This is a genomic window from Hyphomicrobiales bacterium, assembly GCA_017642935.1.
Lineage (GTDB): Bacteria > Pseudomonadota > Alphaproteobacteria > Rhizobiales > MH13 > MH13.
In genome coordinates this window covers 130,507-151,184 of record JAEPOK010000001.1, presented here as the reverse complement: position 1 = coordinate 151,184, position 20,678 = coordinate 130,507, and the positions used below count along the sequence as shown (strand labels likewise).

General features: G+C 58.6%; 23 protein-coding genes. 7 read left to right on the top strand and 16 right to left on the bottom strand.

The window, feature by feature from the left end; genetic code table 11:
* Positions 1–173: 173 nt before the first annotated feature.
* Genes JJ917_00695 through cofG form a run of 7 tightly spaced genes read right to left on the bottom strand, consistent with a single transcriptional unit; the run spans position 174 to position 6,575 of the window.
* Positions 174–1,178 carry a TIGR03842 family LLM class F420-dependent oxidoreductase gene (locus JJ917_00695; GenBank protein MBO6697324.1) on the bottom strand — a complete coding sequence of 335 codons (1,005 nt, stop codon included), beginning with the start codon at positions 1,176–1,178 and terminating at the stop codon, positions 174–176.
* A 37-nt stretch (positions 1,179–1,215) separates the two neighbouring features.
* Complete coding sequence (gene npdG, locus JJ917_00690) at positions 1,216–1,884, bottom strand: NADPH-dependent F420 reductase (GenBank protein MBO6697323.1); 669 nt, start codon at positions 1,882–1,884, stop codon at positions 1,216–1,218.
* Positions 1,881–2,654: a coenzyme F420-0:L-glutamate ligase gene (gene cofE, locus JJ917_00685; protein MBO6697322.1), complete on the bottom strand. Its 774-nt coding sequence runs from the start codon at positions 2,652–2,654 to the stop codon at positions 1,881–1,883. Before cofE ends, npdG begins: the two co-directional genes overlap by 4 nt.
* Positions 2,651–3,298, bottom strand: coding sequence for a 2-phospho-L-lactate guanylyltransferase (cofC, locus tag JJ917_00680; protein MBO6697321.1), 648 nt, complete (start codon positions 3,296–3,298; stop codon positions 2,651–2,653). The genes cofE and cofC overlap by 4 nt, the downstream gene beginning before the upstream one ends.
* On the bottom strand, positions 3,295–4,212 hold the full coding sequence (locus tag JJ917_00675; GenBank protein MBO6697320.1) for a 2-phospho-L-lactate transferase: 918 nt from the start codon (positions 4,210–4,212) through the stop codon (positions 3,295–3,297). Before JJ917_00675 ends, cofC begins: the two co-directional genes overlap by 4 nt.
* A 1-nt stretch (position 4,213) precedes the next feature.
* Positions 4,214–5,479, bottom strand: coding sequence for a 5-amino-6-(D-ribitylamino)uracil--L-tyrosine 4-hydroxyphenyl transferase CofH (gene cofH / locus JJ917_00670; GenBank protein MBO6697319.1), 1,266 nt, complete (start codon positions 5,477–5,479; stop codon positions 4,214–4,216).
* The gene (gene cofG, locus JJ917_00665; GenBank protein MBO6697318.1) at positions 5,466–6,575 is read right to left on the bottom strand and encodes a 7,8-didemethyl-8-hydroxy-5-deazariboflavin synthase CofG; all 1,110 of its coding nucleotides are present in this window, start codon (positions 6,573–6,575) and stop codon (positions 5,466–5,468) included. Before cofG ends, cofH begins: the two co-directional genes overlap by 14 nt.
* A 221-nt stretch (positions 6,576–6,796) precedes the next feature.
* On the opposite strand from cofG, the gene JJ917_00660 reads away from it, so the two are divergent.
* The 7 genes from JJ917_00660 to tmpT all read left to right on the top strand — a co-directional run bounded on the left by JJ917_00660 (position 6,797) and on the right by tmpT (position 13,154).
* Complete coding sequence (locus JJ917_00660; GenBank protein MBO6697317.1) at positions 6,797–8,185, top strand: HD domain-containing protein; 1,389 nt, start codon at positions 6,797–6,799, stop codon at positions 8,183–8,185.
* Positions 8,176–8,688 (top strand): hypothetical protein, encoded by a 513-nt coding sequence (locus tag JJ917_00655; GenBank protein MBO6697316.1) that lies wholly within the window; start codon positions 8,176–8,178, stop codon positions 8,686–8,688. The genes JJ917_00660 and JJ917_00655 overlap by 10 nt, the downstream gene beginning before the upstream one ends.
* 60 nt (positions 8,689–8,748) lie before the next feature.
* Entirely contained in the window at positions 8,749–9,984 is a 1,236-nt protein-coding gene (locus tag JJ917_00650) for an OmpA family protein (protein ID MBO6697315.1), read from the top strand.
* 69 nt (positions 9,985–10,053) lie between these two features.
* Positions 10,054–11,034: a carbohydrate kinase family protein gene (locus JJ917_00645; protein MBO6697314.1), complete on the top strand. Its 981-nt coding sequence runs from the start codon at positions 10,054–10,056 to the stop codon at positions 11,032–11,034.
* Entirely contained in the window at positions 11,031–11,954 is a 924-nt protein-coding gene (locus JJ917_00640; protein ID MBO6697313.1) for a pseudouridine-5'-phosphate glycosidase, read from the top strand. The genes JJ917_00645 and JJ917_00640 overlap by 4 nt, the downstream gene beginning before the upstream one ends.
* Positions 11,951–12,454: a CIA30 family protein gene (locus JJ917_00635; protein MBO6697312.1), complete on the top strand. Its 504-nt coding sequence runs from the start codon at positions 11,951–11,953 to the stop codon at positions 12,452–12,454. Before JJ917_00640 ends, JJ917_00635 begins: the two co-directional genes overlap by 4 nt.
* Positions 12,455–12,503: 49 nt before the next feature.
* A complete protein-coding gene (gene tmpT, locus JJ917_00630; GenBank protein ID MBO6697311.1) occupies positions 12,504–13,154 on the top strand; it encodes a thiopurine S-methyltransferase in 651 nt (216 codons plus the stop codon).
* Between the two features lie 159 nt (positions 13,155–13,313).
* Here tmpT and JJ917_00625 read toward each other — a convergent pair whose 3' ends face one another.
* The 9 genes from JJ917_00625 to JJ917_00585 form a co-directional block, all read right to left on the bottom strand.
* Complete coding sequence (locus JJ917_00625; GenBank protein ID MBO6697310.1) at positions 13,314–14,309, bottom strand: ABC transporter substrate-binding protein; 996 nt, start codon at positions 14,307–14,309, stop codon at positions 13,314–13,316.
* A gap of 65 nt (positions 14,310–14,374) precedes the next feature.
* On the bottom strand, positions 14,375–15,247 hold the full coding sequence (locus JJ917_00620; protein ID MBO6697309.1) for an ABC transporter permease: 873 nt from the start codon (positions 15,245–15,247) through the stop codon (positions 14,375–14,377).
* Positions 15,247–16,125 carry an ABC transporter permease gene (locus JJ917_00615; protein MBO6697308.1) on the bottom strand — a complete coding sequence of 293 codons (879 nt, stop codon included), beginning with the start codon at positions 16,123–16,125 and terminating at the stop codon, positions 15,247–15,249. The genes JJ917_00620 and JJ917_00615 overlap by 1 nt, the downstream gene beginning before the upstream one ends.
* Positions 16,122–16,703: a hypothetical protein gene (locus tag JJ917_00610; protein ID MBO6697307.1), complete on the bottom strand. Its 582-nt coding sequence runs from the start codon at positions 16,701–16,703 to the stop codon at positions 16,122–16,124. The genes JJ917_00615 and JJ917_00610 overlap by 4 nt, the downstream gene beginning before the upstream one ends.
* A 33-nt stretch (positions 16,704–16,736) precedes the next feature.
* On the bottom strand, positions 16,737–17,300 hold the full coding sequence (locus JJ917_00605) for a hypothetical protein (GenBank protein ID MBO6697306.1): 564 nt from the start codon (positions 17,298–17,300) through the stop codon (positions 16,737–16,739).
* Between the two features lie 17 nt (positions 17,301–17,317).
* Positions 17,318–18,109, bottom strand: a complete 792-nt coding sequence (locus JJ917_00600; GenBank protein MBO6697305.1) for an ABC transporter ATP-binding protein — start codon at positions 18,107–18,109, stop codon at positions 17,318–17,320.
* 190 nt (positions 18,110–18,299) lie between these two features.
* Complete coding sequence (locus JJ917_00595; protein MBO6697304.1) at positions 18,300–18,701, bottom strand: hypothetical protein; 402 nt, start codon at positions 18,699–18,701, stop codon at positions 18,300–18,302.
* Positions 18,701–20,152: a dihydropyrimidinase gene (gene hydA, locus JJ917_00590; GenBank protein ID MBO6697303.1), complete on the bottom strand. Its 1,452-nt coding sequence runs from the start codon at positions 20,150–20,152 to the stop codon at positions 18,701–18,703. Before hydA ends, JJ917_00595 begins: the two co-directional genes overlap by 1 nt.
* Positions 20,149–20,523 (bottom strand): endonuclease domain-containing protein, encoded by a 375-nt coding sequence (locus JJ917_00585; protein MBO6697302.1) that lies wholly within the window; start codon positions 20,521–20,523, stop codon positions 20,149–20,151. The genes hydA and JJ917_00585 overlap by 4 nt, the downstream gene beginning before the upstream one ends.
* Positions 20,524–20,678 lie beyond the last annotated feature (155 nt).

Here is a 20,678-nt window from a genome sequence, read left to right as displayed (position 1 = left end):
ATAATTTCAATGATATAGATTTGACTTGCCCATCGATATCAGCGGTGCGGCGCAGCAATTAGGTGCGCCGCAACCTTCGTCGCTTGGGAAAAGCCCGTAGCGGCAAAATCAAGCCGGCGGCTACGCCGCCGGCCAGTCGCTCTGCTCAGTGCGCGTCCTTTGAAGACGTCTTGTTAGCTCGTCATCGCAGGGATGATCGTATCGCCGTAGCGCGCGATGATGTTCTCTTCATCGCCATTATCCAGATAGATGTTGAACTGGGTCACACCCACGCTTTCCAGCTCTTGAAGTTTGGCGATGTGGTCATCCACAGAGCCGAGAACGGCGAACCCGTCGATGATGTCATCGGTGATGAAATCGAGATACGGATTGTCGCTCTGGCCGTGCTTGGAATAGTCGTAGCCGCGACGCTTCTCCACATAGGCGGTCAGGCTCTGCGGCACCAGATCGGTATCAGCGCCATACTTCTCGACAATATCGGCAACGTGGTTGCCAACCATGGCGGGGAACCATTTGGTCGCTTCGCGCGCTTCGGCCATCTCACCGATATAGGCCGGTGCCGCGGACATCACCTTGAAGTTTGACATGTCACGGCCTGCCTCGTTTCCGGCGGCGATAGCCTGGTCGGCTAGCCATTTGCAGATGCCCGGCTCGGCGATTTGCAGGATCAAACCGTCACCGACCTTGCCGGCTGACTTCAACGCCATTGGGCCGTATGCGGCGACCCAAGCCGGCAGCTCGTAGCCGGTAGCCCAGGGAAACTGAATCGGCGCAGGCACATCGCCGTAGGTCACCTCTTCGCCGCGCACCATGGCTTTGACCTTGGTGATGAACTCTTCCAGCACGGCGAGCTTGGCCGGCTTTTTGCCCATCACGCGCACGGCGCTGTCGCCGCGACCAACACCGATGTCGAACCGGCCTCCGGACTGTTTGGCAAGGGAGCCGAACATGGACGCAGCCAACGACCAATCGCGGGTGTTCGGGTTGGTCACGCAGGGACCAAACCGCATGGTCTTGGTGTGCTCCATGCACATGGCCATAGCAGCAAAGCTCTCACGCCAAAGAATGTGGCTGTCGTAGAACCAGCAATAGGTGAAGCCTGCATTCTCCGCTTGGCGTACCAAAGCGCGTGCGCGGTCTGGCTCCACAAAGCCCTTAAATGTAATCCCAAATTCCATCGGTTTACTCCCTCTTATTTGTTGAACTCAGTGAAGCTTAATGGGCAGGTGGCCAGATCTTGATGCCCGCATGGGTGAACGGCACCTGCTTGGAAATATTGATACGGATGAGAATGGGCGTGATCGCCTCGATGCACCGCGCCGCACTGGCACCACCGGCATTGTAGGCTTCCACACCCAGCTTTTTGACCAGCGCCATCACCTCTTTACGGGCATCCAGCGAGTTGCCGCAGACCAGGATGTCGCAATTGATATCCCAATCAAGGTTGTTGAGCGTCGCCGCAGACACATTGTGCAAAGCGCCGATAACGGGAATGTCGTCACCAATAAGGGCCTGCGCCGCCTCGGTGGCCGAGCCTTCTGGGGGCATCTCAACGATTTTCGGATCGTTGGGCGCGAGCGGCACGACGATATCGACCAGGATTTTGCCGGAAAGTGCGCCTTTGATCTGCTCCAGCGTGGCGTTGTGCCCGGCATAGGGCACCGAAAGGATCACGATCCGATCAGCGGCGGCAACGGCATCCTCGTTGCTATGGCCAGAGATGGGGGCAGCGTCACTACCAAGCTGGCCTGAAAGCTCCGCCGCTATGTCCGCCGCGCGCCCACCATCGCGCGACCCGATGGCCACCGGCACACCAGCGCGGGCAAACCGCAGGGCCAACCCTTTTCCCTGAGGGCCTGTGCCCCCGACTATCGCAATCGTCATCGAAACATATCCTCGCTTTGCGCGCGGATCAGGTCAGCCCCCCGCGCCTCATTTGTTGGCGGCCAATCAAGGCCGCGAAAAAGCACCACCGGCGTTTGCGCCGCTTTGCCAATCACCAAGCCGGAGGCGGCCGCCACCTCATCGGCAAAGGCTGGCTCGGTCACCTTTAACTCGCGCCCGCGCGCATCGTGTCCACCGGCTTCATTGATCCGCGCTGGGACACCGGCCAAGCCGATGGCCACATTCACTTGGCCAAGACGCCATGGCCTGCCAAACGTGTCGGTGATGATCACGCCGATATCTGCGCCAAAGCGCACTTGAAGCGCATCACGAAGCGCTCGGGCGCTGGCATCTGGGTCCTTGGGCAGCAGGATCACCTCATCCGCACCGCCTGTGTTGCTTTCATCCACAGCCGCATTGGCGGAAATCAGCCCCAACCGATGCTCGCAAATCATCGTGCCTTCCTTGGCATGGGGATGTTTGAATGCGCGAACCACGCGGGTGCTTTCATCAAGAACGGCCTGAACTTTGCGCGGGTCTTTGGCAAGCTCTTCGCCATACTGCAGCGCTTCGTCACCCGGCGTGATGTCGGCCAGTCGTCTCACCTGCCCCTCGGCTTTGGAGACGATCTTGTGGGCAAGGGTCAGGACGTCGCCATCGCCGGGAACAAGATCAGCTACGACCAGCGCATCGCCGATAAGGGTCGCCAGATCATCGCCGGCTTTCACTTCCGGCAGACCAGGTACAGCTAGGATCTCCGCGCGCCTCATCCAGCCACCCCCTTGCCGAAAGCACCAAGCGAGCGATCGAGCCCCCGCACCAAACGGGCGCCGAGATCAGAGGAACGATCCACATCGTAGAGCAGGCTTGGCAGCGGCATCACCACACAAGAAAGGCCAGACTTTTCCGCCAGAGCCTGATGAGCCGCACAGCTGTCCGGGCCGTACGCGAAGGTCATGGCGTCCGGCGGGGTGACCACCAGCGCGTTTGTCCCGCCATCATGGGCGGGTGCGAGGATCACGGACTTCTCCTCGCGCGGCATCGCCAACAGCGCGGTCAGGTCATCGCGCGACGGGTCGGCGAGATCACCGGGCAGAACACAGAGGCTCGCAAAACGATGGTGCGCCGCATAGTCGACGCCCGCTTTCACGGCAGCGTTCAACCCGCCTCCTGGGTCACCGAGCACCTGCACACGAAATGGCAGACAGATTTCGGCAATGGCATCGGAATCGGTGACCACCACAATGTGCAGATCTTGATCGAGAGACTTCAGCACCCGCAGCGTTTGCCGGAACAAGGTACGCGTCAGGGCCGCGCGCGTCTTCGCCGGCAGCGTGTCGCCGAGCCGGGTCTTCGCCTGGTCGGGGTCTTTCATCGGGATCACGACGCAAAGCGATGGGTTGGGCGAGCTCACATCCCCACCTCCGCCAAATGGGCCGCCAGCGTTCGCTTGCGCTCCGGCGTTCCGATCATGATGTCGGTGACCGAGACATCCATGCCGAGCGCTTCGATGTCGGCTTCAAGCGCGGCATCCTGATTGTCGATCACCAGGCAATCGACCAGCCCCTGATAGTGCCGCGCGACACCCAGCGCCGACGCTTCAAGACCAACGCCTGTCATCATCCGTGCTGCGGGCCCCTTCACGGTTTTGCCCGCGATCAATGGACTGACGGCGATCACCGAAGCGGGGGCCTCCACCAGAGCGTCATGCATGCCGGGGATCGCAAGAATGGGATCAATGCTCACCAGCGGGTTGGACGGAGCAACAATAATAAGGTCCGCATTTTCAAGGGCTTCCAACGCTTCCGGCGTCGGCTTGGCGAACTCAACACCCTCAAACCAAATCTCCTGAACGTCAGGTTTGCACTTCTCGCGCACGAAATATTCCTGGAAGCTGAGCGGCCCGATATCGGTCACCAACCGCGTTTGCATCCAATCGTCCGTCGGCAGGACAATTGTTGGTTCAACCCCGAAAGCCTTAGCGATGTGGCGGGCAATATCGCTGGGCCGATCGCCCTCATGGCGGCGCATGGTACGATAGATATGCAAGCCAAGGTCTTTGTCGCCAAGCGTCATCCAAGTGTGCTCGCCAAGCGTCTCCAAAACGCCGAGCGCCCGCAGCCCCTCATCGGCAACACCCCAGCCCTGCTGACGGTCAATGAGGCCAGCCAGCGTGTATGTCACCGTGTCGATATCTGGCGAGACCCAAAGCCCGTGAAACTGATCATCATCGGCGATGTTGCCGATGATCGTCAGCTCGACATCGTCCAGGGCGGCCAGACCTTCAGCCATTTTGGCGCCACCGACACCGCCTGCAAGAAGGGTCACTTTAGGCACGTTTGCGCTCACCCTTCTCTAGGAAGGAAAGAGGGTCAGCGCCCTTGCGGTCGACCAGTGGGTCAAGCGCCAAAGGATCAACTTTATCAAAGCGTTGGATCGTTCCGTAGAGCGTATTCCGTTGCACAGGCACCCGACCTGCAGAGCGGATGATTCGCACCATCTCGTGGGCCGTAACCTCCTGCCCATTCTTGGCGCCAGCGGCCCGCGAGATGCTCTCATTCATCAGCGTACCGCCCAAATCATTGACGCCGCAGGCAAGCATCGCCTGCGCCATTTCTGGGCCGAGCTTGGTCCAGGAAACCTGGATGTTATCAATGTATCTGTGAAGCATGATCCGCGAGACGGCGTGCATCAAAACCACCTCTTCGCGGGTCGGACCGGGTCGCACCGCCGAGGGATCCTTGCGGTAAAGCGGTGCGTCCTCGTGCACGAACGACAGCGGCACGAACTCCGTAAAACCACGGAAAGAATACGCCCCCTCTTTGTCGCGACTACCGCCGGTTTTGTCGCGACTAATTACCTGAATGTCGCGAATACGCACCAGATGATCCGACCAGTGTTCCGGCCCATCGACGTGCCCGTACATGATCGTCGCGGTGGTCTGAATGCCAACATGATGCGCAGTGGATATGATCTCCACCCACTCATCGGCAGTAAGCTTGTCTCGGGTCAGCACTTTGCGGATCTCAGTGTCCAAAATCTCCGCCGCCGTGCCCGGCATCGACCCCAATCCGCAGGATTTGAGATCGGTGAGAAAGTCTTCGATGCTCATGCCGGTCTTTTTCACGCCATACCAGATCTCGAACGGTGAGAACGCGTGGATATGCATGTCCGGCAGCTCGGCTTTGATGGCGAGCAGAATATCGCGGTAATGCGTGCCCTTCATCTTCGGGTGCAGCCCACCCTGGATGCAGACCTCCGTGGCGCCGCGGTCCCAGGCTTCGCGGGCGCGGGCGACAACGGTTTCCAGCGACAGGAACTCCGCGCCGTCCTCTTCCATGCGCTTGGCAAAGCCGCAGAACTGGCAGCCCATGTAGCAGATGTTGGTGAAGTTGATGTTCCGGTTGACGGCAAACGTCACCTCATCGCCCACCGCCTGGCGGCGTAGCTGGTCGGCAACGGCAACAATGGCTTCCAGATCAGCGCCGCGCGCCTGAAACAGAACAGTGCCCTGCTCGCGGGTCACATCTTTGCCAGCCAGCGCCTGATCGAGGATCGCCCGCACCGGCGAGGAGGCCGGTTTAGGCAGCAGCATGGGCAGCCTCCCCCTCTTGCTCCAACGCCTGGGAAAGCGCCAACCCATCCCGGCGCGCCATGGCCTTCGCCCGCGCGGCGACAGGCGGCGCCACATAACCGCCAGATTGCAGATAACTCGGATAGACGGTGAGCCGCTCCTGCAATTTCAGACCCTTTTCGGCGCAGGCCTTGGCGAGCCCATCCAGCTGCGGCCACGGGCGTTCGGGATTGATGAAGTCACGCGTCACCGGCGAAATCCCACCCCAATCATTGATCCCGGCATCCAGATACGCGGCATGTCGCGCCGACAGGTTGGGCGGCGCCTGCAGGCTGATCGACGGGTCCAGTATCAGCCGCGCGGTGGCAAGCGTCAGCAGCATATCGTCCAGCGACGGTTCGGGATGATCGGCCATGGCGATGCCCGGCTTGGCGCGAAAATTCTGGATGATCACTTCCTGGATGTGACCATGGCGGCGGTGTGCTGCATTGATCGCAAACAGCGCTTCGACGCGCTCAGCCCAGGTCTCACCAATCCCGATGAGCAGCCCGGTGGTGAACGGCACCTTGTTGCGCCCGGCAACCTCAAGCGTGCGCAGCCGCGCCTTTGGCGTTTTATCGGGGCATTGATGGTGCGGCATGCCCGGCTGCATCAGCCGGTTGGAGACCGTCTCCAGCATCATGCCCATACTGGCCGAAACCGGCTTCAATGTCTCGATCTCTTGGTCCGTTAGCGTACCGGCGTTGACGTGCGGCAGCAGCGAGGTTTCTTCCAGCACCAGCGCACACACGGCGGCCAGATAGTCGATCATGCTGGAATAGCCGCACTTGGCCAGCGCCTCGGCGGCTTTCTCGTAGCGCTGCTCAGGCTTTTCACCCAGCGAGAAGAGCAGCTCCTTGCAGCCAGTGTCTTCGCCCTTGCGGGCGGTGGCGAGAACCTCGTTCGGTGTCATGATGAAGGCGCCGGGATCATCGGGGTGCTTGACGAAGGTGCAGTAGCCGCAGGTGTCGCGGCACATGGTGGTCAGCGGCGCAAACACTTTGCGGGAATAGGTGACCGTGTCGCCCCATTGGGCAGAGCGGATGGCAGACGCCTGACGCGCGAGTTCGCGGCGCAAACTTTCGCCTGCATGTTCATATGCAACTGCCTCGTGCAGGCTGACCATAAGGCCTGTCCCCTCGACATCAGCGGGCACTTTCTGGCGAGCGCAACCGCTTTCAGAGGAAACTAGACCATTTGGTCAAATTTCGGTCAAGGGGTAGACGCCTGAGCAAATTTGTTCTACTTTTGTTCTCATAAAGGCTAGCAACTACTTAGCGAATCTCATACTGGGTGTTCATGCAGCGCATTCGCGATCCACTTCATGATTTGATTGAGTTCAAAACTGACGACGAACTTGAAAGCCATTTGTGGCGTGTGGTTCAGAGCCGACCATTTCAAAGATTGCGTCGAATAAAGCAGCTGGGATTTTCCGACTTAGTATATCCCGGTGCAAGTCATTCAAGACTAATTCATAGCCTGGGAGTGTTTCATACTGCGCGCCAGTTGATGAAAGTTATTAATCGAGCGAGTGATGTAATCCAGTCCCCTTCACGGGAAAATCGAGCCATGGCTGCAGCTCTGGTTCATGACCTAGGCCACGGTCCCTTTAGCCACGCCTTTGAAAAGGTCGGTGAACGCCTAGGGCTGAAGTTGGCCGATCATGAGTTGGTAAGCGACGCCCTAATTAGGGATGGGGAAGTTGCTGAAATTTTAAACGACATGGGAAGCGGATTTGCTTCAGATGTCGCAGACATAATCAAAGGTGAAGGTAATATAACTGTCCATAACGCGGTTGTATCAAGTCAATTTGATGCCGACCGACTCGACTACATGAGACGCGATCGATTGATGAGCGGCAGTGAACATGCCGCCATTGATTTTACTTGGCTTATTAATAATTTGGAGATTGGAACAATCCCCATCGGAGTCGACGAGCAAAAGACTGGAGACGTTAACACATTTGTCCTTGGCTCTAAGGCAATTTATGCTGCAGAGGCTTATGTTTTAGGCCTGTTTCAATTATATCCAACTGTTTATTTTCATAAAGCAACACGTTGCTTAGAGAAAATTTTTACAGAGTTGTTCGTTCGAATCGTCGCGCTTGCGCTTGATAGCAGCTCAAACAGAACTGGCTTGCCGCAGAACCATCCCATACTTCTTTTTATCCGAGATCCAGAAAACCTTGAGGCAGTTCTTGATTTGGATGACTCAGTCATATGGGGAGCTTTGCCTTTATTGGCCAATGCAAATGATTCAGTTGTGGCAGAACTTGCATCGCGACTTCGAGACCGCAAGCTTTTTAAATGCGTTGATATTCGTTCGAGGGTCGTCCACGCACTTGACCCTGCCAGTCAGGGCACTCCTACCCATATCGAAAAGATAGATCGTTGCTGTGAGGCGATTAAAGAAAAATTAACTGAATGGACGGACCGTCGAGACGGAAATTTGCCTGCTATCCTGATAGATGAAGCAACTCGCTCCCCTTACAAGCGGAACGCAGGTTTACTTGGTAGAATAAACATACGAACCGACGGCGGTGAACTTGTAGACCTTAAAGAGCAATCACAGGTCGTTGCCAGCCTTAAAGACTTCAAATTGCTTCGCGCCTATCATGATCATGGCGATGATGGCTCTTTGGAATTGATTAATTCAACTATTTTGAGGGAGGTATCTGCATGTCAATAAATAAATCAAAAAGAGCCGCATCTTTAATTGCTGATTCTGGAGGCAAAGTTATTGGTCGCACTCGAATACAAAAAATCGCCTACCTTTTAACGGTAGCAGGAATGGAGAATGATTTCAAATTTTCCTATAAACACTACGGTCCCTATAGCGAAGAATTAGCTGACGCGTTGATGGTTGGGAATTTGTTGGGAGAATTTAGCGAAACAGAGCATCCTGCAAACTGGGGTGGAACCTATTCCGTTTTTGAAAGTCCTAAATCTGCGTCAAATGTGACTACTGGTCCCCGCAGTGAGTTTGCTAAGGCGATAGTTGGCGAAAATGCGATAGAGTTAGAACTGGCCGCCACAGCCGTCTTTTTGGCAAAAGACGGTTTTCATGACCCCTGGGGGGAGACTGCCCGTCGCAAGCCAGAAAAATCCAGTGTCGCTCATATAGACGGAGCTAAAAAAATTTTGGAAAGGTTACGGGCGATCGATACTCCAGAACAAATTCCTGTTTTCTAGTGGCCTCATTGCCCCCACACCTCCCCCTGCCTAAACTCCGGCAAAACCGGGGAGAGACTGATGCCAAACCATCCCGCTGCAACCCTATCCGGAACGATGGCCACAGCCGCCATCACCGCGCTGCTCACAACTGTACCGTACGCCCAAGACGCCCCCGAGCCCATCGATCTGATGACGTTCGCGCAAGGCGTGCTGCCGGTTGCGATCACCACCAGCGCTGACTTCCGCACCGCCATGGAGCACGCCATCAGCGCGATTGATGGCAACCCGGGCAAGTATGTGATGACGCCTCGCTTTGGCGGGCCCAGCGACACGCTAGAGATCACCTACGCCCTGCCGGCGCCGACCCAGTTCACCCGCTTCGCCGTGCCGGGCATCGCCGAAACGCCGAGCCCCTCGCAAACCTTCTTTAAATCGGTGGAGGTTTTAGGCTCGACCGAGAGCGCCGAAGGGCCCTTCGTCACGCTCGCCGCCGGCACGCTGGAAGAGCATGCCGAGCGTGGCCTCGTCACCGACCTCACCATGACGGCTGACCAGCCCGATGTGCAGTGGGTGCGGCTGCGCCTCTCCGATGGCCTCGACGTGCAGGTGGAGAACACGTTTTTCGAATTCTCCGAACTGATCGGCAACGGCACCCAGGCGCCGGCAGCGCTATCGGAGCAGTTCAGCGGCGTGTGGGACGGCCGAGGCGTTGACATCGAACTGGCGCAGGACGGCGCCAGCGTAACCGGCTGTTACGACACGCGTAGCCCGCTCAGTGGGACTGTCGATGGCAATGTCCTGCGCGCGCTTGGCGCAGACGAGGCCGGCATCCCCTCGCAATTCATCCTGATCGCCGCTGAGAATGGCGCGCTGCGCGGTCTGCGCTCCACCAATGGGGCACCGTTCCGCCCCTATGATGGGGAGGCAAGCGCGGCCTCACCCGTCTGCCTGCCGGCCGAAGAGCCGATGCTCGGCTGCGGTTCGGTGGTGCACGGGATCGGGTTCGATTTTGATTCCGACCTGCTGCGCCCCGACGCCGCGCCGATCCTCACCGCTATGTTTGAAGGGCTGCAAGCCGAAGGGGATGTGAGCGTTGAGATCATTGGCCATTCTTCCAGCGAAGGGGCAGACGACTACAACCGCGATCTTTCCGAGCGCCGTGCCAGCTCGGTGGTTGCGGCGCTGGTGGCGCAGGGCATGGATCCGGCGCGCATCTCCGCCTCTGGCCGTGGCGAGGACGAGCCCATCGCCAGCAATGATGATGAAGCCGGCCGTTCGCTGAACCGTCGGGTGGAGATCAGCTGCGCCGGATAAGCGCCAGCCTCTTCCTCAACCGTCGCGCGTTGGCTATAGCCTCGACCATCCTTGGCGAGCCGGAACCGCATGACATCCCCAAAAACTTCAGATGGCACAGCACGGCGAACCAGCGATCTGGTGTGTATTGGCGGGGCGGCAATCAACCGCAAATACCACGCCAAGGGCGCGCTCATCGCCGGCACGTCCAACCCTGCCACCACCAATCAGAGCTTCGGCGGCGTGGCGCGCAATGTCGCCGAAACACTGGCGCGTTTGCAGAAGGCTGTGGCACTGGTCTCGCTGGTTGGTGAGGACGAGGCGGGTCGCGCCATCTTTCATCATTTGAGCGAGCTAGGCGTCGATGTCGGCCAAGTTGCTGTGTCGCCCATGAGCGCAACGGCGGAATATGCCGCGATCTTGGACGGCACCGGCGATCTCCACATCGCCATGGCGGCGATGGACGCACTCGAAGCGATCACACCCGCCATGCTCGTCAGCGCTTGGCCGCACATCGCTGCGAGCCGCTGGATATTTGCCGATTGCAATCTGCCTGAAGCAACGCTGCACGCGCTGCTGCAAGGCAAGGCTGGCGCCAAGCTCGCCGTCAACACGGTGTCGGTGCCCAAAGCCGTGCGCCTGCCCGATGATTTGTCGGCGATCGACGTGCTCTTCACCAACGCCGGTGAAGCCAAGGCGATGCTTGGCATCAACACCAACGCGCCCAGCGATCTCACCACGGGCCTGCGCCAACGTGGTGCCAATGCCGTGGTGCTGACCCTTGGCGCGGATGGGCACCTGGTCGCGGATGATACCGGCACGCACCAAGTCAAGGCGCTGGACGCTCACACCGTCGATGTCACGGGCGCCGGCGATGCGCTGATGTCGGGCACGCTCTACGGCCTGATGAACGGCCAATCTCTGGTCGATGCCTCGCGCCTCGGCGCCGTGCTCGCGACCTTTACCCTTGAATCCGAGCAAGACGTTTTGCCGGACCTCACCCCTGCTTGGTTGGAGTCACAGACCGACCGCCTGGCCCGCATCACATCACGAAAGCTGCCCATTTCATGACACCCGACTCCCTCAAGGCTTTGATTGATATCCACCCGACGGTCGCCGCGGCGCTGGCCGCCGCCAAGCCCCTCGTGGCGCTGGAAAGCACCATCATCACCCACGGCATGCCCTACCCGCAAAACCTTGAGATGGCGCAGGCAGTGGAGGATATCATCACTGAAGGTGGTGCGACTCCAGCGCTGATAGCGGTGGTGGATGGCCGCATCAAGGTCGGTTTGAGCGATGAAGAACGATCCGCCCTGGGCCAGACCAAAGACGCCCGCAAAGCCTCCCGCGCTGATCTGGCCTATGCCGTTTCCAGCGGAGAAAGTGCAGGCACCACCGTCGCCGCCACCATGATGGTAGCGCAGATGGTCGGCATCAAAGTCTTTGCCACCGGCGGCATTGGCGGCGTGCATCAGGGCGCGAGCGACAGCTTCGACGTTTCCGCCGATCTGATGGAGCTGGGTCGCACTGGGGTGATCGTGGTCGCCGCCGGCGCCAAGGCCATCCTCGATATTCCCAAAACGCTGGAAGTGCTGGAAACCCAGGGCGTGCCGGTGGTCGGCTACCAAACGGACGTGATGCCCGCCTTTTGGTCGCGCGAGTCAGAGCATTCCGTGCCTTTGCGGATCGACAGCGGGCAGGGGATTGCGGCCTTCCAAAAGACCCGCGATCATATGGGTGTGGACGGCGGCATGCTGGTCGCCAACCCCATTCCGGTTGCCGATGAAATTCCGCAAGCTGAAATGCAGGGCTACATCGCGCAGGCACAAGCCGATCTGGAGCGTCTTGACATCAAAGGCAAAGAGGTCACGCCCTATTTGCTTGGGCGCATTCTTGAACTGACGGACGGCAAGAGCCTGACCAGCAACATCGCGCTGGTGAAAAACAATGCGCGCCTGGCCACAGAGATCGCCAAGGCACTTGTGACATGATCATTGATGATCTCAGCCGCCCTGCCCCGCAGGCAAGCAACGGCGCGACCTGGCAGTTCATCGCCGACGGTGTGATGGGCGGTGTGTCGCAAGGCACCATGACCCGCGAAACGGTTGATGGGCGCGAGGCTTATCGCATTCGCGGCGCAGTGAGTTTGGAGAACAATGGTGGCTTCATCCAGGTGGCGCTGGATTTGACCCCCGATGGTTCAGCGGTGGATGCAAGCGCCTTCTCTGGCATCGCACTGGACGTGACGGGGAACGGCGAAACTTACAATCTCCATCTGCGCACAACCGATCTAACGCGTCCCTGGCAAAGCTACCGCCAAAGCTTGATCGCCGGTCCTAGCTGGGAAACCCATCGCGTCCCCTTCACCGATTTTGCGCCACATCGCATCGATACGCCAATGGATGTTTCCAAACTGCGCCGCCTAGGCATTCTGGCAATTGGACGGGCGGTTGACGCAGATGTAAGCGTCGGTGGCGTCCGGTTTTACTAACACTTTCGCTCAGCATTCCCGCTATCGCGAGCCAAGAACGGAGACCCTAATGGAGCACGCCTTTTGGCAGGAGCGCTGGCGCGAGAACCGCATCGCGTTTCACGAAGCAGAACCCAACCCGCTGCTCACCCAGAACTATCACCACCTTAAGCTTTCAGCCGGTGATCAGGTTTTCGTGCCGCTCTGTGGCAAATCGTTCGATCTGGATTGGCTGCTCCTCCAAGGCGTCACAGTTATCGGTGCTGAACTCAATGAAGGCGCCGTGCAGGAGGTGTTTGAGCGCCTGCGCCTGACACCAGAGATTACTGCAATCGGCGCACTGAAACGCTACAGCGCCGAGGCGCTCACAGTGTTTGTTGGCGATTTTTTCCTGCTGCAAGCCAGCGACATTGGGACGGTGAACGCCGTTTATGATCGCGCGGCTCTGGTTGCCATGCCCGACAGCATGCGCGCCGACTACGCCCAGCATCTCATGGCGATCACCGGCAAGGCTCGCCAACTTCTGGTCTCGTTCGACTATGATCAAAGCCAGATGAATGGCCCGCCGTTCTCAGTGCCCGACAAGACAATCGCGACTTATTACGATGACGTGTTCAAGCGAGAGTTGATTTCCGACACAGCCATTTCCGGTGCACTGGCTGAGCGATGCAGCGGCCAGGAGCAAGTCTGGTTGCTGACGGCGTTGGACAGACTCCCGTAAAAAAGGGCCGGTCTCCCGGCCCTCCTGCATCTCTTGGTGTTCCCGGTCGTTCTGTTCCTGACGGAACAACCACCCGCGGGGGTAGCACCATTCATCACGTCGTCTGGCTGAGCGGTTGTTCTGAAAGAACAGAGCGACCCAGACCAACAAATGGACGGCTTACAAGCCGTCCGTGATGACGGATGTCCAAGCACCGGTTGGGCGCTCGGTGATCACTGGATCATCGCCACCAAAGAGCAGCGAGTCGACCGTTGTCTCGGCGGCCGCCACATCCAGCGCGCCGGTGGACCCGGCCGTCAGATTGTTGATCTCACCCATCATGCGGATCTGATGCGCTTCAGTCTGTGCGCCGGTCTGGTCATACTCCAGCACGATCATCGCCGCTTCTTCAGGGTTTTCCTGCGCCCAGTTCCAGCCCGCCATCGAGGCCCGCACGAAGCGGGTCAGCTTGTCGACCATTTCAGGGTCTTCCAGCGACTCTTCGAGCACATAAAGACCGTCTTCCAGCGTCGCGACGCCTTGGTCGGTGTAGTTGAACACCACCAGATCGTCCGGCGAGAACCCAGCGTCGATCACCTGCCAATATTCATTGTAGTTCATGGTCGACACGCAAGCGGCCTGACCTTGAATGAGCGGATCAACGTTGAAGCCCTGACGCACAACCGTCACGCCTTCATCACCACCATCGGTGGGAATGCCAAGCTGGCTCATCCAGGACAGGAACGGATACTCATTGCCGAAGAACCAGACGCCCAACGTCTCGCCCGGGAAATCCTCCGGTGAGGTCACACCGCTATCGGCGCGACAGGTTAGCATCATGCCAGAACGGGCAAACGGCTGAGCGATGTTGACCAGCGGCACACCACGCTCACGCGCAGCCAAAGCAGCCGGCATCCACTCAACGATCACATCGGCAGCACCACCAGCAATCACCTGCGGCGGTGCGATATCCGGGCCACCCGGATTGATGGTGACATCAAGATCTTCAGCCTCATAGAGCCCCTCATGCAGCGCCACATAGTAGCCGGCAAACTGCGCCTGCGTGACCCATTTCAGCTGCAGTGTCAGCTCATCTGCCGACAGCGCCGGTGCGGTCATCGCAAAGGATGAGGCAAGCAATGCGCCCCCTGCCAAAAGTTTGGTTGCGGTTTTCATAAGTTGGAACTCCTTCCAGTTTTCGTGGGCACCTTTGCGACGCCCATTCCCCTTATTCTTCGAAACTATCGCGCCCGCCGGTTGGACGGATGCCAGAACGTCACGCGCCGTTCGATCAAAGCTATCGCACCATAGGTGAGCGAGCCTGCCAAGGCGGCGACGAAAATTTCTGCCCACACCAGATCAATGTTGAGGCTGCCGACAGCAGTAGAGATTCGAAAGCCCATGCCAACAATTGGCGTGCCGAAAAATTCTGCAACGATTGCTCCAATAAGCGCCAGAGTGGAGTTGATTTTGAGTGCATTGAAGATGAACGGCATCGCCGCAGGCAAGCGCAGCTTGATCAGCGTTTGCGGATAGGATGATGCGTAAGTGTGCATCAAATCCCTTTCCATCTGGCCTGAAGCGTTAAGGCCCGCCAACGTGTTCACCAGCATCGGGAAGAACGTCATCACGACGACGACCGCGGCCTTGGAAGGCCAGTCGAAGCCGAACCACATCACCATGATAGGCGCTATCCCGATGATCGGCAGGGCCGACATCAGATTGCCCACCGGCATGATGCCTGCTTTCCAGAACGGCGAACGGTCCACCAGGATCGCGACCACAAACCCCAGCCCGCAGCCCATGACGTAGCCTGCGATGACAGCTTTCAAGAACGTTTGTTGGAAGTCGGCCCAGAGAATATCGGTGCTCGAAACGATCCGCTCCCACACCATGGACGGCGGTGGCATCACCACCTGGGGCACATCCAGCCCGCGCGTAACCCCTTCCCAGAGCACCAGAAGCGTCGCGCCAAACAGCACCGGGATCAGAAGGTTCACCAGCACCTTGGGCGCACCGGAAAGGTTCAGCCCGGCAAGCCGTTGGTTGGCGGCCCAGGCGACGATCCAGAAAGCAAGCGCAGCCCAAAGAATACTGGTTCCGGTGAGGCCCATCATACTGCCGCCTCACGCGCACCCATGCGCTTGTTCACAACCGCGCCGATCCAGCCAATGGCATAGACGAGCAACGCCGACATAAAGGCAGCAGCAAACAGCGCCGCCCAGATCTGGATGGTCTGACCGTAATAAGAGCTGTTGAGCAGCCGCGCGCCGATGCCGCCCTGCGCGCCGGTTGGCAACTCGCCGACAATGGCGCCGACCAGCGAGATGGCCACGGCAATCTTCATCGAGGCAAACAGATAGGGCAGCGAGGCAGGCAGCCGCAGCTTCCAAAAGGTCTGGCTGCGCGTCGCGTTATACGTGTGCATCAGATCAAGGTGCATGGCTTCGGGCGAGCGCAGCCCCTTGGTCATGCCGATGGCGACCGGGAAAAACGCCAGATAGGTGGAGATGAAGGCCTTGGGGATCAGCCCCTGCACGCCAAGCGTTGAAAAGACGATGATGATCATCGGTGCGATGGCGAGGATGGGAATGGTCTGCGAGGCGATGATCCAGGGAAGAAGGGATTTGTCGAGCACTTTGGAATGGACGATCCCGACGGCCAGCAGAATGCCGAGCAAGGTGCCCATCGCAAACCCCACCAGCGACGACGACAGCGTGATCCAGGCGTGGAACACCAGGCTGCGCGGCGAGGACGGGTTGCGCTCGAAGACACTCTCCTGGAATTCGACCCAGACCTGATGCGGCGCCGGCAGCACCGGCCGGTCCATGGCCATCGTCGCCTGGACCATTTCCATGGTGGTTTTTTCCAGCCCCATGCGCTCGAAACGTTCCGCCTCGATGCGCCAGTTCATGGCCACGGCCCCGCCGTACCAAACGGCGAGGATGATCGAGAGGACCGTGAGAATGGGGAGGATCGAGCGGGCGATCATGCAACTGGCTCCACGTCAACGCGACCGGTGTCGGCAAGTGCTCGCAGAATTTCACGCGCCTGGTCTGCGCTCAGACCATGGGCCAACTTGATCGCTTTTCCAGAGTAGGAGGAAGCAAGGTGAGCATGCACCAGCTGATCTTTCCCAACTCCACTGCGCCAATGCTCCGCAACAAATCGAACCGTGTCCAGCTTCGCAAACGAATAGAGGGTGACTTTTGAATAACTCAGACATCGGAACGTCCGAACCAAAGCGTCGGTTTTGATGGTGAGCGTTTCGCGTCGTGCGGTGAACCAAGCAACATCGACCGCGAACGTTGCCGTTCCGATCAAGGTAAAAAGCAAACCGACAACAGAAAAGACAATCACAGTTGGCTCTTCTGCGGGTTCACCACCAACGCCCAAGGCGTGGAAGGTCATGGAGAAAAACAGCGTAGCCAATCCGCCACACACTGTGGTGAGAACCACACCGAGCAAGACGATAAATGGCCTTCTCGGGTAAGCGATTTCGAACGATTCTGGGGCGCGATCGTCCGTCACCGTTCCGTTGACCGACGGCATTTGAGCTGATTCATTCATGACCAAAAATCATCCCGAAAAGCACGTTCTTGGTCATCGCGATACACTCTCGTTTTCAGCGATTTCAAATCCGCCAACGTCGCGAAGAAACGCCAAAATGCGCGCGCCTTCTTCATCGTCGATATCCAAGGCCAGCCGTTTGAACCGGCTCATATAAGGGACATAAATCTGCGAGGGCCGATGAACGGCATACTTGCCCGAACCGACCTTTTTGTAGGGCAAGTAGCTGATCGGGCCTATGTGCTGACGCAGATAACGTGAGCGCCTCCGGAATCCGAATAGAGCTACACTGTGGATGAGCGCATCCTCTGTGAAAGACAATCGCTCATCTCCAAATAGTGTTTGCGCCAAGGTATTGATGGCCCGAGCGACAAGGACAACGAATAAAGCACCGCCAGCGAAAATCATGAACCGTTCAACTTGGCCGCGTGAATTCCAATCGATATCGGAATCGGCGATGGTCAACCAGACACCGGCAGTCAACAAACCGATAAAGAAGATCAGGAATAAGCCTGCGAGGTGATCTGCGACTTTGCGGGAATGATGGACAACAAGTTCGGCATCTGCTCGATCACCGCTCGATTTGTCATGCTCCATTGATGCCTGAGAAGACGTCAAACAACCTCCTCATAAGCATGGCCAGCCCGCAGGCCCTCACGCACGCGATGCGCTATATCGAGAAACTCTTTGCTCTCACGAATATCCAGTGGACGCTCCTTCGGCAGTGTCGACTCGATCACATCCGTCACACGGCCCGGGCGCGGGCTCATCACGACGATCTTGGTGGAGAGATAGACCGCCTCCGGGATCGAGTGGGTGACGAAGCAGATCGTCTTGTTGGTCCGGTCCCAAAGCTTCAAAAGCTGTTCGTTCAGGTGGTCGCGGACAATCTCATCCAACGCGCCAAACGGTTCATCCATCAGCAGGATATCGGCATCGAAGGCCAAGGCCCTAGCAATGCTGGCACGCTGCTGCATGCCGCCAGAAAGCTGCCAGGGAAACTTCTTGCCAAAACCTGCCAGATCCACCAGCGCCAGCGCCTTTTCGGCCCGCTCCCGCTGTTCGGATCTGGAAAAGCCCATGATCTCCAGCGGCAGCGTAATGTTGGCTTCAATCGTGCGCCAGGGATAGAGCGCCGGGGCCTGGAACACATAGCCATAAGCGCGGTTCAGCCGGGCCTGATGCGGCGTGGTCCCATCCACTTTGATCGTGCCACCGGTCGGGCTTTCCAGATCGGCGATCACGCGCAGAAACGTGGTCTTGCCGCAGCCCGACGGCCCGATGAACGAAACGAACTCGCCCTTGTGGATGTCCAAATTGACGTCGGACAGAGCATGCACCGGCCCATCATTGGTGGTGAAGGTGAGATCAAGATTCTTGGCGGATATAACGGGTGGGGTCGTCACGCGGAAACTTTCATCGGGGTCTTGCTGGTTCTCAGCAAAGCAAGATGTTTGCCAAATCGCCAATCGTCACCCTCGGGCTTGATCCGGAGATCCAGCTCGGGGATGCGCCCACCGGATTGATGGCTACCATCAAAGCTGGATGGCCGATTCAAGACCGGCCATGACGATCTTAAATGGGACGAAACCCTACTCATCCCTTGCCACCTTGGTCCGGCGCGCTCTCGCACACATCCAGAACCCAGAGCTGGCTACCATCCGGTCCAGAAACGGTCATGCGCGGCGTGGGGCCATCGCGGTTGAGCTGGACAATGAACTGCTCCAACGAAGGAATGCCTTCGCCGCTGCACAAACCTTGCAACCCATAACCTTGATCGTTCGGATAGGGCCAGACTTCAGCCCAACTGCATCCCCACTCATACCCAACCAGGCGGTCGGCATAGACATTGATGCCGCCCGGTTCGTCGATATCGTTGGGACCCATAGTGAGCCGCGCGCAACCAAGCTCATCGCCGAAAACACCGTCGATCGGCAGCTCAGCAGCGAGAACGGAGGTGGCGCAAAGCCCGGCTGCAGCAACCAAAACGAGGCGCATCACACCCCGCTCGCCGGAATGCCAGTGCGCTCCACTTTCCTTGGCGCGGTCACCTCTTTCCAGGTGGAAAGCGCAGTGTTCACCGCCTGGAACGGCTCGCGAGCAACGAACTTGCCGTGCCCTTCACGCGTCTTCACCTCGCCATCATCCACAGCCACCACGCCACGTGTCAGCGTGTATCGCGGCAGGCCTTTCACATGCTTGCCCTCAAACACATTGTAGTCGATGGCCGACTGTTGGGTGTCAGCCGTGATTGTTTTCTCCTTGGCCGGATCCCACACCACGATGTCAGCATCGGCCCCTTCCAGGATCGCACCCTTCTTCGGATAGACGTTCAGGATTTTGGCGATGTTGGTGGACGTGACGGCGACAAATTCGTTCATGGTCAGCCGGCCCGTTTCCACGCCGTGAGTCCAAAGCATCGGCAAGCGATCTTCCAGGCCGCCGGTACCGTTGGGGATCAGGGTGAAATCGCCGACGCCGTTGCGTTTTTGCTCGGTGGTGAAGGCGCAATGATCGGTAGCCACGACTTGCAGGGAACCTGCCGCTAGCCCCGCCCACAAGCTATCTTGGTGCTTCTTGTCGCGGAATGGTGGGCTCATCACCCGGCGCGCGGCATGATCCCAATCGGGATGCGCATATTCGCTATCATCGAGTGTCAGATGCTGGATCAGCGGCTCGCCATAGGCACGAATGCCGTTCTGGCGGGCCCGACGGATCGCTTCATGCGCCTGCTCAGACGAGGTGTGCACGATGTAGACCGGCACGCCCGCCATATCAGCGATCATGATGGCGCGGTTGGTCGCCTCTCCTTCCACTTCGGCAGGGCGAGAATAGGCATGCGCCTCCGGACCATTGTTGCCTTCGGCCAAAAGTTTCTGCTGAAGCTGGGCGACCACATCGCCATTTTCAGCATGCACCAAAGGCAAGGCACCGATGGCCGCGCAGCGCTGGAAGGATGAGAACATCTCATCATCGTCCACCATCAACGCGCCCTTGTAGGCCATGAAGTGCTTGAACGTGTTGATGCCGCGCTTGGTGACGTCCTCCATCTCGTTCCACACCTGCTCACCCCACCAGGTGATGGCCATGTGGAAGGAATAGTCGCAGTTGGCGCGGGTCGATTTGTTGTCCCAGCGCTGCAACGCTTCGAGCAGGCTCTGGTCAGGGTTGGGCAGGCAGAAATCCACCACCATCGTCGTCCCGCCGGAAAGCCCAGCACGCGTGCCGGACTCAAAATCGTCCGACGAGTAGGTGCCCATAAACGGCATTTCCAGGTGCACATGCGGGTCGATCCCGCCCGGCATCACGTAGCAGCCCGTGGCGTCCAGCTCCGTGCCGCCGGAGAGGTTCTCGCCGATTTCGGTGATCACACCGTCTTCTATTCTGATGTCGGACTTGTAGGTCAGATCGGCGGTGACGATTGTGCCGTTCTTGATAATGGTGGTCATTGTTGGTCTCCCGATTTTGGGGCAAGCGCGATGGCATTCCCCTCCCCCTTGTGGGGAGGGGCTAGGGGTGGGGGTGCAGCCACATCCAAAATAGCCTGCAGGCACCCTTCTATATTCGAAATCAAGTCGCCGGTGGAAAAACGCAGAGTTTGATAGCCTTGCCCAGCGAACCAAACCTCACGGTGCGCATCGAGGCTTTGTTGCTGGGCTGATTGATGGTGCTCGCCGTCAACTTCAATGATCAGCCTCGCATCGTGGACTGCGAAATCCGCCACGTAGGGACCAATGGGTGCTTGCCGGCGAATGTGCAGATTGTGGCTTCGCCGCAAAGTTCGTAGACGAGCCCACAAACGCTTTTCACCTTCCGTCATGGAGTGACGCAGAGCGCGAGCGCGCGCAATGGCTGGATTGCCCCCCACCCTTAATCCCTCCCCACAAGGGGGAGGGAGACAGCATCGCGCCCTCCGCAACTCAGAATAGATTCCCCTCCCCTTGATGGGGAGGGGTTAGGGGTGGGGTGAAGTTT

Coding starts and splice junctions, on each gene's coding strand:
- JJ917_00695 (MBO6697324.1), bottom strand. CDS start 1,178: ATGGAATTTGGGATTACATTTAAGGGCTTTGTGGAGCCAGACCGCGCA.
- npdG (MBO6697323.1), bottom strand. CDS start 1,884: ATGACGATTGCGATAGTCGGGGGCACAGGCCCTCAGGGAAAAGGGTTG.
- cofE (MBO6697322.1), bottom strand. CDS start 2,654: ATGAGGCGCGCGGAGATCCTAGCTGTACCTGGTCTGCCGGAAGTGAAA.
- cofH (MBO6697319.1), bottom strand. CDS start 5,479: ATGCTGCTGCCTAAACCGGCCTCCTCGCCGGTGCGGGCGATCCTCGAT.
- JJ917_00660 (MBO6697317.1), top strand. CDS start 6,797: ATGCAGCGCATTCGCGATCCACTTCATGATTTGATTGAGTTCAAAACT.
- JJ917_00655 (MBO6697316.1), top strand. CDS start 8,176: ATGTCAATAAATAAATCAAAAAGAGCCGCATCTTTAATTGCTGATTCT.
- JJ917_00650 (MBO6697315.1), top strand. CDS start 8,749: ATGCCAAACCATCCCGCTGCAACCCTATCCGGAACGATGGCCACAGCC.
- JJ917_00645 (MBO6697314.1), top strand. CDS start 10,054: ATGACATCCCCAAAAACTTCAGATGGCACAGCACGGCGAACCAGCGAT.
- JJ917_00640 (MBO6697313.1), top strand. CDS start 11,031: ATGACACCCGACTCCCTCAAGGCTTTGATTGATATCCACCCGACGGTC.
- JJ917_00635 (MBO6697312.1), top strand. CDS start 11,951: ATGATCATTGATGATCTCAGCCGCCCTGCCCCGCAGGCAAGCAACGGC.
- tmpT (MBO6697311.1), top strand. CDS start 12,504: ATGGAGCACGCCTTTTGGCAGGAGCGCTGGCGCGAGAACCGCATCGCG.
- JJ917_00625 (MBO6697310.1), bottom strand. CDS start 14,309: ATGAAAACCGCAACCAAACTTTTGGCAGGGGGCGCATTGCTTGCCTCA.
- JJ917_00620 (MBO6697309.1), bottom strand. CDS start 15,247: ATGGGCCTCACCGGAACCAGTATTCTTTGGGCTGCGCTTGCTTTCTGG.
- JJ917_00615 (MBO6697308.1), bottom strand. CDS start 16,125: ATGATCGCCCGCTCGATCCTCCCCATTCTCACGGTCCTCTCGATCATC.
- JJ917_00610 (MBO6697307.1), bottom strand. CDS start 16,703: ATGAATGAATCAGCTCAAATGCCGTCGGTCAACGGAACGGTGACGGAC.
- JJ917_00605 (MBO6697306.1), bottom strand. CDS start 17,300: ATGGAGCATGACAAATCGAGCGGTGATCGAGCAGATGCCGAACTTGTT.
- JJ917_00595 (MBO6697304.1), bottom strand. CDS start 18,701: ATGCGCCTCGTTTTGGTTGCTGCAGCCGGGCTTTGCGCCACCTCCGTT.
- hydA (MBO6697303.1), bottom strand. CDS start 20,152: ATGACCACCATTATCAAGAACGGCACAATCGTCACCGCCGATCTGACC.
- JJ917_00585 (MBO6697302.1), bottom strand. CDS start 20,523: ATGACGGAAGGTGAAAAGCGTTTGTGGGCTCGTCTACGAACTTTGCGG.